We start from the raw sequence: 11,606 nt of genomic DNA, 5'->3' as shown, positions 1-11,606 counted from the left end.
CGGGGAACCTGCCCGTAAACGGAAGGGAAACCGGCGGCGGGACGGCACCGGACTGAAAACGAAAATCGGGGAGCCGGTCGCCCGGTCCCCCGATTTTATCCCACAAGCGTGCAGGCCTGCGACACAGGCCGCGCAACGACCTTAGAGGCTACTCGGCAGCGACGGCCGGAACTTCCTGGTCGTTGGCCGGAACGACGTTCACGAAGGTGCGGCCGTTCGAGCTGTGCTTGAAGTAAACCTGGCCATTGGCCATCGCGAACAGGGTGTGGTCGCGGCCGATGCCGACGTTCTCGCCCGGGTGGAACTTGGTGCCACGCTGACGGACGATGATGTTGCCGGAGATGACGTTCTCGCCACCGAAACGCTTCACGCCGAGACGGCGACCGGCGGAGTCACGGCCGTTGCGGGACGAGCCGCCTGCCTTTTTGTGTGCCATGGGGTGTTGCTCCTAAACTGAAGATGCGCCTGGAAGCCCGACCGGAGAACCCGGATCAGGCCGCGCCGTTGATGCCGGTGATGCGCAGGACGGTCAGGTCCTGGCGGTGGCCGTTCTTGCGGCGGTAGTTCTGGCGGCGCTTCTTCTTGAAGACGATGATCTTCGGGCCGCGGTCCTGGGCGACGACCTCGGCGACGACCGAGGCGCCGGCCACGGTCGGGGTGCCGATGGTGGTGTTGCCTGCGTCGCCGACCATCAGCACGTCATCGAGCGTGATGGAGGCGCCAGCATCGGCCTCGAGCTTCTCAACACGGATCACGTCGCCATTGGCGACCTTGTACTGCTTGCCGCCGGTGCGGATCACTGCAAACATTGTCGTCACTGCCTATGTCAAAACAAACGGCGGGCTTCTCGCCCACCGTTCGATGCGCAAGCCCGTTCATGGGAGCGACGATCTATACTCAGGAGGGGCTGAGAGTCAACAGGGTTGCGGGCCAACGCCTTCGCATTTTTCTGCAAAAAAGGCTTGCACGCCCGAAGGCGTTTATATAGGTTCCGCCCACCCCGCCAAACGGGGCAGCGGATGGGTGGCAGAGCGGTTGAATGCACCGCACTCGAAATGCGGCATACCCTCACGGGTATCGGGAGTTCGAATCTCCCCCCATCCGCCATTCTCTCTCTTCTGAGAGAGAGAAGATAGCGGAAAGCGCCAGCCGGACCGGCTAGGCGCTTTTTTCATGCCCGGATGCCGCCTCGGCCGGTCGGGTTTCCCCATTTTAGCCGGTCCGTCGCGATGGCCGTTCCCCCGGCTGGTTTGTTGGTCATGTCAACGCCAACGCCCAGATAACCAACGCTCAAAATCCCTTTGGTGCGATCCGCCAGGGGTGCGACCGGAGGGGTGCCGCCATGAACACGCTCAGCCGCCGTGATGGATGCCTGCGATTCTCCTATGTCGTGGAGGGCGGCCTGCGCGTCGAAGGGACGCACGATCCGGCGGAGCAGGTGCTGATCCTGAAAGTGACGGCGCCGCAGGGACGGGTCATTCATATGGATGCGATCCCCTGCGACGATCCCCGGGTCATCCTGGAAGCTTTGCGCGAGTGGGGCGAGCCGCCGGAGGAGGTGCGCGATGCTCTGCCGGCGCTGGGCGGCAATGCGATCCTGCTGGAAACGAGGCTCGGCGACTCGGTGCGGGCCTCGGTTCGCCGTCACGGCATGAAGGTGGAGGTTGTCTTCATCGACGCCGACGGCCGGCGGTTGGCGGAACTGCGCGCCGGCAGCCTGGAAGCGCTCGACGCCAAGGCCGGCGGGCTGCTGCGCCTGTCGCAAAGAACCCGCGCGGTGCTCGGCGCCTGGCTGTCGGCCGAACCGCTGTGGCTGGCGGCATTTCTGCTCGGCGGGCCGTTCCTGGGGGCATTGCTGATCGGATTCGGGGCGCAGGTGTCGCCGGAGCAGGTGCTGGTCACCGCCTATGCCGGCGCGGCCGGGCTGGTCGCCGCCTATGAACTGATGCGCGCTGGGTATGCGGAGTGGGTGCTGGCGCCCCCGGACAGCTTTCCACGGCGGTGATGCCGCTCCGGCCGGCAGGTCGGTAAAAAGCATTTTATCAGCATTGCTGATCTTCCGTTTGACGGAAAAACAACGCCCGATGCTGTGGCATCGGTTCCGCTCGTCCGACCATCGCCCCGCCCACGAACGGGTCAAACGACTGGGAGGACATCACATGACGCAGACTCGATACTGGATTGCCGGCTGTGCGATTTCCCTGCTGTGCGTGGGCACGCTGTCCATGGCGTCCGCCGCCGACCCGGCTTTGGAAGGAGCGGTGCGCAAGGCGGTCAGTCCGCAGGCCCAGAGCTGGCTGTCCGATCCGGCGGTGGTCGGGGCGGTGAAAACGCAGAATGCGAAGCATGCCGGTATCGCCCAGTCCAAGATCGACGAGATGGACAACCAGTGGAAGGCGGCGGCCAAGGCCGGCGGCGCCAACCCGGCCTTCGATGCGGTCTCGTCGAATGCCGTGTCCAAGCAGCTGAAGCAGGTCGTGGCGGGCAGCAACGGCCGGATCGTCGAAATCCTGCTGATGGACGATCACGGCCTGAATGTCGGCCAGACCGACGGAACCTCCGACTACTGGCAGGGTGACGAGCCGAAATGGCAGAAGGTCTTCACCGGCAATGCCGATCTCTACATGACCGATCCGGAGAAGGACGACAAAAGCGGCGCCATGCTGTCCGAAGCCAGCGTTCCGGTCCTCGATCCCGCCGGAAAGCAGAAGATCGGCGTCGCGATGATCGTGCTGGATACTGCGAAGCTGGGGCAATAGGCGCTACGAACACCAATTGATCGGCAAAGGAAACGGCGCCCCGGATGGTCCGGGGCGCCGTTCTCATGTCCGCGTCAGGGGCGGACGGACCGTGTCAGGCGTCAGGCCGCCTGCTGGGTCAGCGCGGGAGTCTCGACCTCCACCGCGTCGCTGCCGGCGGCGGTGACGATCGGAATGCTCCGCGGCTTCATCGCTTCGGGTACCTCGCGCGCCAACTCGATGTGCAGAAGGCCATTCTGAAGAGACGCGTTGGTCACCTTGATGAAATCGGCCAGCTGAAAGCGGCGCTCGAACGCGCGGCCGGCGATACCCCGGTAGAGGAATTGGCCGGTCGGCTCGTCCTTCTTAGCTTTACCCGTGACGGTCAACGAGTTCTGGTGAGCGACGATGTTGAGGTCGTCCAGTCCAAAGCCGGCGACGGCCATGGTGATCCGGTACGAATCCTCGCTCAGCTTTTCGATGTTGTAGGGCGGGTAGGATGCCGCCTCGTCACCGGTGGTCGCGGTCTCCAGCAGACGCGACAGGCGGTCGAAACCGACGGTGGAACGGAACAGCGGCGAAAGGTCGTAGCTACGCATGACATATCCTCCGAAAGAGCGATACGGCCGTCGAGGACCACGGCATCGGTCGGTCCTCTGAGGGCTGGCCCAAGGGCCGGTTTGATGGCGGACCCCGTATGGGCATCCGCCGGACGAGCGAGAGATAATCGACACTTTTCCCTGTTCAAGAGGGCGGACCCACCAAGACCGGTCAATCCCCGCCTGGGGTTGCCGGGTGCCGCCCGGTCACCAATTGTTAATCAGTTGCGGCAAGGCTCACGCTAGGGCCGTAAGTCCGCAGGAGGGGGCCGACGACCATGACTTCGCACACCTTCTTCTTCAACGGTCCCTACGACGAGACGATGGCCCTCTTGATCGAGGCGCGGAATTACATCGCCTATCATGATGCGGCCGAACACCGGAAGCTGCCGCCGCAGGTGCGTCTTCAGATCTCCTACGAATCCATGCGGGTGACCAGCCGCCTGACCCAGGTGATGGCGTGGCTGCTGGCGCAGAAGGCCGTGCATGCCGGCGAGATGACGAAGGAGCAGGCGGCGAGCGAGGATTTCGCGCTGTCCGGCGGCGAGATCTGTTCCGACCCCAGCGGCCCCGACAACGAGGATTTGCCGTCCGGCCTGCGCAGCCTGCTGGAGCGCAGCCACAGCCTGTACATGCGCGTCCACCGGCTCGACGCCATGGTCCGCGCCGATGTGGAGCGCGAGGCTGCGGCGGCGGTGGGGTAACGGTTTCACTGCGGATCATGCGCAAACGAAAAGGGCGTCCGAACCGGTCGGACGCCCTTTTCGCATCGGCAGGATAGAAGCGCGGTAACGCTTACTTCTTGAGGCCGAAGTTCGCGAAGCGCTTGTTGAACTTGGCGATCTGCCCGCCGGTGTCCAACAGCTTCTGCACACCGGTCCAGGCCGGGTGCGACTTCGGGTCGATGTCGAGGCGCAGCGTGTCGCCCGGCTTGCCCATGGTGGAGCGGGTCGTGAACGAGCTGCCGTCGGTCATGACCACGGTGATCTCGTGATAGTCGGGATGGATGTCAGTCTTCATGGCCGGGGTTCCTGCAAAGCGAGCGGCGTCTATACCAAAACCCCCTCCCCGGCGCAACCCCGGAATCTCGCCTCGTTCAGGATGTCCGCGACGGGCTCCGTGGCCATTTTCGGGGCGGTTTCGCCTGTTCGTCGCCTTGTTGGCATTCCTTTACCGCGCTATATGCCAGCGATCCGCATCAATACCCCCAACAGACAAGCGGGAACCGCGTGGCTCGCCAACCCTCCCCCGACATGATCGCCGCCTCCGCCCGTGGCGAGGCGGATACCCGCCGCCGCGACCTTGGACCGCTGCGCCGTCTGGTGCCGTTCCTGCTTCCTTACAAATGGCGCATCCTGGGCGCCATGGTGGCGTTGACCGTGGCCGCCGGCACCGTTCTGGGGCTGGGGCAGGGGATGCGGGTGCTGATCGACCAGGGCTTCGCCGGCGGCGACACCTCGCTGCTCGACCGTGCGCTGCTGGTGCTGCTGGGGGTGATCGCGCTGATGGCGGCCTCCACCTATGGCCGCTTCTATCTGGTCAGCTGGATCGGCGAGCGGGTGGTCGCCGACATCCGGCGCGCCGTCTACGACCATGTGCTGACCCTGTCGCCGGGATTCTTCGAGACGACCAAGACCGGCGAGATCCTGTCGCGCCTGACCACCGACACCACCCTGCTGCAGGTGGTGGTCGGCTCGTCGGCCTCCATCGCGCTGCGCAACGCGCTGCTGTTCCTGGGCGGCACCGGCATGCTGCTGATCACCTCGCCGAAGCTGACCGGGCTGGTGGCGCTGGTGGTTCCGCTGGTGGTGGCGCCGATCATTTTCTTCGGCCGGCGGGTGCGAAAGCTGTCGCGCGACAGCCAGGATCGCATCGCCGACATCGGATCCTTCGTGGAGGAGACGCTGGCCGCCATCCGCACGGTCCAGGCCTTCACCCATGAGGCCATCGACCGGGCGCTGTTCGGCAAGCGGGTGGAGGAGGCGTTCGACGTCGCCATCCGCCGCGTGCGGGTGCGGGCGGTGATGACGGTGATCGTCATCGTTCTGGTGTTCGGCGCCGTCGGCATCATCCTGTGGATCGGCGGCCATGACGTGGTGGCCGGGCGGCTCACGCCGGGCGAGTTGTCGGCCTTCGTCATCTATTCCGTCGTGGTCGCCGGATCGGTCGGCGCCATCAGCGAGGTGATCGGCGACCTGCAGCGCGCCGCCGGCGCGACCGAGCGGCTGTTCAGCCTGCTGTCCGTCGAGTCGGAGATCCGCGCTCCCGCCGTGCCGAAGCCGCTGCCGCTTCCGGCGGCGGGGGCGCTGTCCTTCGATGCCGTCCGCTTCCATTACCCGTCGCGGCCCGATTGGGCGGCGCTGGAGGGTTTCTCGCTGGATGTGAAGCCGGGCGAGCGGGTGGCGCTGGTCGGTCCGTCGGGCGCCGGGAAATCGACGGTGTTCCAGCTTCTGCTGCGCTATTACGACCCGCAGGCCGGTTCGGTGCGGCTCGACGGGGTCGAACTGCGCGACGCGGACCCGGTGGAGGTGCGCCGCCGTCTGGGCCTCGTGGCGCAGGATCCGGTGGTCTTCTCCGCCAACGCTTGGGAGAACATCCGCTACGGCCGGCCCGATGCCTCGGACGCCGAGGTGCGCGCCGCCGCCGAGGCCGCCCACGCCCTGGACTTCCTAGATGCGCTGCCTGAGGGGTTCGACACCTTCCTGGGCGAGAAGGGCGTGCGGCTGTCGGGCGGTCAGCGCCAGCGCCTTGCCATCGCCCGCGCCATCCTGCGCGACCCGCCGGTGCTGCTGCTGGACGAGGCGACCAGCGCGCTCGACGCCGAGAGCGAGCGGATGGTGCAGGACGCGCTCGACCGACTGATGCATGGCCGTACGACGCTGATCGTCGCCCACCGGCTGGCGACGGTGCTGAACGCCGACCGCATCGTGGTGATGGACCAGGGCCGCGTGGTCGAGACCGGCACCCATGGCGAACTGGTGGCGCAGGGCGGCCTCTATGCGAGGCTGGCGGCGCTGCAGTTCGACCGGGCGGACGGAGTCGCGTAGGAGGGGGCATCGACGCCCAAGCCTATCCGCGCTACCCTCCTCGCACCCCAGCCCTGTGAGGCAGTGCGATGGCGCGGATATCGGCGGGCCGCCTGATGGCGGTGATGGTGAAGGAATTCATCCAGATGCGGCGCGACCGGCTGACCTTCGCCATGATGGTGGGGGTGCCGATCCTGCAGCTGATCCTGTTCGGCTTCGCCATCAACTCCGATCCCAAGGCGCTGCCGACGGCGGTGCTGGTCGCCGATTCCAGCCCCTTCGCCCGCACGCTGGTCGCGGCGATGGAGAATTCCCGCTATTTCGCCATCACCCGCACCGCGGCGTCGGAGGCCGAAATCGACCGGCTGCTGGCGGAGGGGGAGGTGCAGTTCGCCGTCACCATCCCCACCGGCTTCGCCCGTGATCTCCAGCGCGGCACCCGTCCGGTCCTGCTGGTGGAGGCCGACGCCACCGACCCGGCGGCGACCAGCAACGCCCTGTCGGCGCTGTCCACCATCGCCCGGCAGGCGCTGAACCCCGACCTGACCGGGCCGCTGACGGCCTTGCGCGCCGGGCCGGACCCGGTGGAACTGCGCGTCCACCGCCGCTACAACCCGGAGGGCATCACCCAATACAATGTCGTGCCGGGGCTGATGGGCGTGGTGCTGACCATGACCATGGTGATGATGACGGCGCTGGCCGTTACCCGCGAGCGCGAGCGCGGGACGATGGAAAACCTGCTGGCCATGCCGGTCCGGCCGTTCGAGGTGATGCTGGGCAAGATCGTGCCCTTCGTCGTCGTCGGCTATGTCCAGGTGCTGCTGATCGTGGTGGCGGCGCGGCTGCTGTTCGACGTGCCGATCATCGGCAGCCTGGGGCTGCTGTCCGCCGTGCTGATCCTGTTCATCGCCGCCAATCTGGCCGTCGGCTTCACCTTCTCCACGCTGGCGCGCAACCAGCTGCAGGCGATGCAGATGTCGTTCTTCTTCTTCCTGCCGTCGATGCTGCTGTCGGGATTCATGTTCCCGTTCCGCGGCATGCCGGACTGGGCGCAGGCGGTGGGCGAGATCCTGCCGTTGACCCACTTCCTGCGCATCGTCCGCGGCATCCTGCTGAAAGGAAACGGGTTCGCCGAGATCGCGGCGGAGGTGCTGGCGCTCGCCCTGTTCCTGACGGTGGTCACGGTGGTGGCGTTGAAGCGCTACCGCCAGACGCTTGACTGAGCGTCCTGCACTGATGGCCCTCAGGCGGCCGACAGATACTGGAACACCGCCCGCCGGCTGTCATAAGCCGTTCCCTTGTCCATGACGAGGTCGAGGCCGCCGCCCTGGAAGCGCCGGTTGGGATCGACGAAGGCGGAAACCAGGAATTTCTTCGGCACCGTCAGGTTGAACTGCGCGATGCCGTGTTTGGATGCCGGATACTGGTCGGCCGGCCCCATCGCCTGATCGTGGCCGATCACCGGGACGATCTTGGCAAGGCGGCGCTCCCCCGTGGCCGGGATGTCGCCGGCGATCTTGCGGGCAAGGCCGTTCACCCCAGCGACCCCGAATTTCTGCTCCAGCGACCCCTGCACCGTCGGCCGTGCCGCCTCCGCCGCGGGGTCGTTGCTGGGCAGGCCGTATTTGCCGCCGGACAGGTGGGTGTAGCCCAGGAACTGGAACTCCCCGGCAGCCATCGGTTCCTTCAGCAGCAGCAGGTAATAGCCGCGGCTGAGACGCCCACGGTGGAACCCGATCAGGTCCTCCAAATGAATAGGATCACGGTTGATAATATCGATCAGCCGGGTCAAGCAACCGCGGACACTGACGATGTCGCCAATACGGTAGCTCATTGTCGGTGGCATTCTATCGAATTCCTTGTTGATGATACTTCGACGTTTCCATTGCTAATAACGGGCTGTCAATATTCGCAGCGGCTAGTCCGGTCAGCCAGGGTGGAGTGCTTCCGTACGGCTATGAGGCTCGACCGGGACCGTCGGACGCACCCCGGATGGACTGCCCGGATGGACCCGGCCGGTGCCTGACGGTCCGGTTGTGCGGTCCGGATGCATCCTCCATCATTCCTTAACCACGGGTCCGCTATAGCGGTATCGACCGCGGTGCCGGAGACGGCGGGGGGACGGACATGGGGAATCTTGCGGGGATTCGTGCTTTCGGGGGGCGTGCCTTCAAGGCGATTGCGTGCGTCGGACTGGTGGCCGCTCTGCTGGCGGCCGGCGACGCCGACGCCAAGTCACGGAAGAAGAATAAGCCGGTTCCGATCCCGGCCTATGCCACCAGCGTCGCTTGGGGGGCGGTGGCCGGCCCCTCGCTGGGGGCGTCGAGATCCATCGGCGGTTATGCGGCCGGCTGCATCGCCGGTGCCCGCGCCCTGCCGCCGGAAGGCGTCGGCTATCAGGTGATCCGCCTGTCGCGCCAGCGCAACTACGGCCATCCGGTGCTGGTCGACATGCTCCGTGACTTCGGCCAGCGGGTGGCGCATGCCGGGCTGGGCACGGCGCTGGTCGGCGACATGGGGCAGGCGCGCGGCGGACCGATGCCGTCGGGCCATGCCAGCCACCAGATCGGGCTGGATGCCGATGTCTGGCTGCGGCTGGACCTGCCGCCGATGGGCCGTGCCGGGCGCGAGCGGCTGGACGAGGTCAAGTATGTCGATTACGACCGCATGCGCGTCACCGCCGACTGGTCGGACCGGCAGGCCCGGATGATCCAGATCGCCGCCAGCGACCCCCGCGTCGCCCGCATCTTCGTCAATCCGGCGATCAAGCTGGCGATGTGCCAGCGCAGTTGGTCCGACCGCGGGTTCCTGAACAAGCTGCGGCCCTGGCACGGCCATGACGGCCACATGCACATCCGGTTGAACTGCCCGGCCGGCAGCCCGCTGTGCGAACAGCAGGCGGAGCAGCCCGACGGCGACGGCTGCGGCGACGAACTGATGTCCTGGCTGGACAGCGCGTCCCCCGCGATCGAGCATCCGCCGGGTTACAAGCCGGAGCCGCGGGTGGTCCGCAAGATGCCGGCGGCCTGCGCCCCGGTGCTGAACGCGGCGGGCACGCGCATGGCCTCCCTGCCCGAATCGGGCGCTGCCCCTGCCAAAACCGCGCGCTGACGGATGTGTTTCCGCGGAGAAATTTTTCCACTTGCATGCAATTAGCGTCCGTCTAACCTGAAGCTGGACGGATTCTTGCGGGCGGTGTGGTTGGGCTCGGCCGAACAACCGGAAGAATGCTGCGCCGTCCGGCGCCGGATGGGGAATTCGGCGGCGGCAGGTCGATCGGCGGATGGGGTGCCACGGCGATGACGGACAAAGGGCGATGACGGACAAGGACGGATCGTCCGGGCATGGACCGAGCCTGAAGACTCGCCTCTATGCGTGGTGGGAAGGCTATGACCTCTCCGGTCTGAAGGCGAAGAAGGGCGAGGAGCAGCCGCGCCAGCCCGAACAGCCGCAGCCTGCCGCACCCGGTCCCGGCATGAACCGCTGGGGCAAGCCGCTGTGGACCGCAACCCGCATCGAGGTGGCGGAGAAGATGTGGGGCGAGGGCTTCAACACCCCCGGCGGCGCCGATCACATTCCCTATCTGGTCAAGCCGCTGGGCCTGAACCCGGCGATGAGCGTGCTCGACCTCGCCGCCGGGCTGGGCGGCACCAGCCGCACCATGGCCGGCAAATACGGCTGCTGGGTCACCGGTCTGGAGGCGTCGGAACTGCTGGCGAAGGAGGGCATGGTCCGCTCCTTCAAGCTGGGGCTGGAGAAGAAGGCGCCGATCGAAACCTTCAATCCCGAGCATTTCGGCTATCCCAAGCGCGTCGACGCCATCGTCTACAAGGAAGGCCTGTTCTTCGTCCGCGACAAGGAACAGATGTTCGACGGCATGGAACTGGCGCTGAAGCCGCGCGGCCACCTGCTGATCACCGACTATATCGCCGAAGCGGATGTGATGGGCGCCAAGGCGATCCAGAACTGGTGCGACAAGGAGCCGTTGACGCCGAACCTGTGGCCGAAGGACCGCATGGCGAACGCGTTCGCCCAGCGCAACCTCGACCTCCGCATCGCCGAGGACATCTCCGACACCCACCGCAGCCTGATCCTGTCCGCCATCCAGGGGCTGGTCGAGCATCTGGAAAAATTCCAGCTCGACACCCCCACCAAGCTGGCGGTGATGGAGGAGGTCGAGTTGTGGGCCCGCCGCGTCGCCGCCATCGAGGCCGGCGTGCGGGTGTACCGCTTCTACGCGATCAAGCCGGCGGAGTAGGGGGAGGCGTTACGGCCCCGCCCCAAAAAACTTTTGCGCGGTCGCATTTTCTCCTTGAGCGCGGCGCCCGGTCTGGGTACATAGAGCGCCCCGCGTGACCCCAAGTAACGCGGATGCGCTTGTGGCGGAACTGGTAGACGCGCTAGGTTCAGGTCCTAGTGGCTGAAAGGCCGTGGGGGTTCGACTCCCTCCAAGCGCACCAACACCTCATGTGTTGGTGAAGAGTAGAAGAAATATAGTGGGGCCATAGCTCAGCTGGGAGAGCGCTACAATGGCATTGTAGAGGTCAGGAGTTCGATCCTCCTTGGCTCCACCATTTCTTCCCGCCTGTCGGGGCGGACAATTCCCGGCCAACCCAGATATTTATCGGTACAGCCACTGTGGCTATCCTGCATCAGCAGGACGCAGACAGGGTGTTACCACCTTGGGGCGCATGGCCGAACGGGTGCCGCGCACGGATAATTGCGCCTGTCGAACCGCGAGCTTTTGCCTGCTCGCTTCGATTCACACGCACCAGAACCGCACGCCATTCCGATTTTTCCGGAGCCCCCGCCATGTCCACACGGATGGAACACGGGTTGAGGACGCTTGTCCTCGCCCTTTACGATGAAGCTGCATTGACGGCGGCTGCCAAGGGCCTGACCGGGCTGTTGGCCGAACGGGCGGCATTGTACGAGGCGGCAAGCCTCGCCTCCGGCACGGCCCGTCGTGCGGTGTCCGAGGAGGAGGTGTTGCGCCTCGTGCTGTCGGCACGCCGGCTCCAGCGGCTCGGCGGCACGCGCGACGACCGGCCGCTGCTCGTCCCCGGCCTGGCGGCGATCCCGCCGGCGCATCGGACGGCCGAGGCGATGAAGCCGCGTCGCGGCCGTCTGGCGCTGTGGGCGATGCGGTCGCTTGCCCGGCATCCCTCGGTGCCGCTGATCTGACGCGCGCCGCATTCCGGAACGGGCCGCTGCCGCCTTTCGCCGCAGGGCCCGTCGCCACT

At 66.3% G+C, this 11,606-nt stretch carries 13 protein-coding genes and 3 tRNA genes; 11 read left to right on the top strand and 5 right to left on the bottom strand.

Features of this window, described 5'->3' with window-relative positions; genetic code table 11:
• Nucleotides 1-148: 148 nt before the first annotated feature.
• Both rpmA and rplU read right to left on the bottom strand, forming a co-directional pair.
• The gene (gene rpmA, locus ACCD06_RS14045) at nt 149-436 is read right to left on the bottom strand and encodes a 50S ribosomal protein L27 (RefSeq protein WP_413341328.1); all 288 of its coding nucleotides are present in this window, start codon (nt 434-436) and stop codon (nt 149-151) included.
• Between the two features lie 55 nt (nt 437-491).
• Nucleotides 492-809, bottom strand: coding sequence for a 50S ribosomal protein L21 (rplU, locus tag ACCD06_RS14040; RefSeq protein ID WP_012974890.1), 318 nt, complete (start codon nt 807-809; stop codon nt 492-494).
• Nucleotides 810-1,017: 208 nt separating this feature from the next.
• Here rplU and ACCD06_RS14035 point away from each other — a divergent pair.
• The 3 genes from ACCD06_RS14035 (at nt 1,018) to ACCD06_RS14025 (ending at nt 2,759) form a co-directional block, all read left to right on the top strand.
• Nucleotides 1,018-1,107 (top strand) — tRNA-Ser (locus tag ACCD06_RS14035).
• A 235-nt stretch (nt 1,108-1,342) separates the two neighbouring features.
• On the top strand, nt 1,343-2,005 hold the full coding sequence (locus ACCD06_RS14030) for a hypothetical protein (protein ID WP_413341326.1): 663 nt from the start codon (nt 1,343-1,345) through the stop codon (nt 2,003-2,005).
• Nucleotides 2,006-2,159: 154 nt separating this feature from the next.
• The gene (locus tag ACCD06_RS14025; protein ID WP_413341324.1) at nt 2,160-2,759 is read left to right on the top strand and encodes a PDC sensor domain-containing protein; all 600 of its coding nucleotides are present in this window, start codon (nt 2,160-2,162) and stop codon (nt 2,757-2,759) included.
• A 101-nt stretch (nt 2,760-2,860) separates the two neighbouring features.
• Here the strand turns inward: ACCD06_RS14025 and ACCD06_RS14020 are convergent, their stop codons facing one another.
• A complete protein-coding gene (locus ACCD06_RS14020; RefSeq protein WP_136704476.1) occupies nt 2,861-3,337 on the bottom strand; it encodes an Hsp20 family protein in 477 nt (158 codons plus the stop codon).
• Nucleotides 3,338-3,615: 278 nt separating this feature from the next.
• On the opposite strand from ACCD06_RS14020, the gene ACCD06_RS14015 reads away from it, so the two are divergent.
• Nucleotides 3,616-4,041: a DUF1465 family protein gene (locus tag ACCD06_RS14015; RefSeq protein ID WP_085090096.1), complete on the top strand. Its 426-nt coding sequence runs from the start codon at nt 3,616-3,618 to the stop codon at nt 4,039-4,041.
• A gap of 91 nt (nt 4,042-4,132) precedes the next feature.
• Here the strand turns inward: ACCD06_RS14015 and rpmE are convergent, their stop codons facing one another.
• The gene (rpmE, locus tag ACCD06_RS14010; RefSeq protein ID WP_012974887.1) at nt 4,133-4,357 is read right to left on the bottom strand and encodes a 50S ribosomal protein L31; all 225 of its coding nucleotides are present in this window, start codon (nt 4,355-4,357) and stop codon (nt 4,133-4,135) included.
• A 233-nt stretch (nt 4,358-4,590) separates the two neighbouring features.
• On the opposite strand from rpmE, the gene ACCD06_RS14005 reads away from it, so the two are divergent.
• Both ACCD06_RS14005 and ACCD06_RS14000 read left to right on the top strand, forming a co-directional pair.
• Entirely contained in the window at nt 4,591-6,384 is a 1,794-nt protein-coding gene (locus ACCD06_RS14005; RefSeq protein ID WP_413342507.1) for an ABC transporter transmembrane domain-containing protein, read from the top strand.
• A 68-nt stretch (nt 6,385-6,452) separates the two neighbouring features.
• On the top strand, nt 6,453-7,586 hold the full coding sequence (locus tag ACCD06_RS14000; protein WP_413341320.1) for an ABC transporter permease: 1,134 nt from the start codon (nt 6,453-6,455) through the stop codon (nt 7,584-7,586).
• A gap of 20 nt (nt 7,587-7,606) precedes the next feature.
• Here ACCD06_RS14000 and ACCD06_RS13995 read toward each other — a convergent pair whose 3' ends face one another.
• Nucleotides 7,607-8,197, bottom strand: coding sequence for a hypothetical protein (locus tag ACCD06_RS13995; RefSeq protein ID WP_109153770.1), 591 nt, complete (start codon nt 8,195-8,197; stop codon nt 7,607-7,609).
• A 362-nt stretch (nt 8,198-8,559) separates the two neighbouring features.
• Here ACCD06_RS13995 and mepA point away from each other — a divergent pair, with 362 nt between their 5' ends.
• From mepA to ACCD06_RS13970, 5 genes are all read left to right on the top strand, one after another.
• Nucleotides 8,560-9,474 carry a penicillin-insensitive murein endopeptidase gene (gene mepA / locus ACCD06_RS13990; RefSeq protein WP_413341318.1) on the top strand — a complete coding sequence of 305 codons (915 nt, stop codon included), beginning with the start codon at nt 8,560-8,562 and terminating at the stop codon, nt 9,472-9,474.
• A 205-nt stretch (nt 9,475-9,679) separates the two neighbouring features.
• On the top strand, nt 9,680-10,621 hold the full coding sequence (locus tag ACCD06_RS13985; RefSeq protein WP_413341316.1) for a methyltransferase domain-containing protein: 942 nt from the start codon (nt 9,680-9,682) through the stop codon (nt 10,619-10,621).
• A 115-nt stretch (nt 10,622-10,736) separates the two neighbouring features.
• Nucleotides 10,737-10,823 (top strand) — tRNA-Leu (locus ACCD06_RS13980).
• 38 nt (nt 10,824-10,861) lie between these two features.
• A tRNA-Ala gene (locus ACCD06_RS13975) sits at nt 10,862-10,937 on the top strand.
• A 238-nt stretch (nt 10,938-11,175) separates the two neighbouring features.
• A complete protein-coding gene (locus ACCD06_RS13970) occupies nt 11,176-11,547 on the top strand; it encodes a hypothetical protein (RefSeq protein ID WP_136704470.1) in 372 nt (123 codons plus the stop codon).
• Nucleotides 11,548-11,606: the final 59 nt, after the last annotated feature.

Source organism: Azospirillum sp. CT11-132 (genome assembly GCF_047302835.1).
In the GTDB taxonomy this organism is placed as follows: Bacteria; Pseudomonadota; Alphaproteobacteria; order Azospirillales; family Azospirillaceae; genus Azospirillum.
Note: the sequence above shows the minus strand (reverse complement) of the source record. Positions and strands in the feature narration are given on the sequence as shown.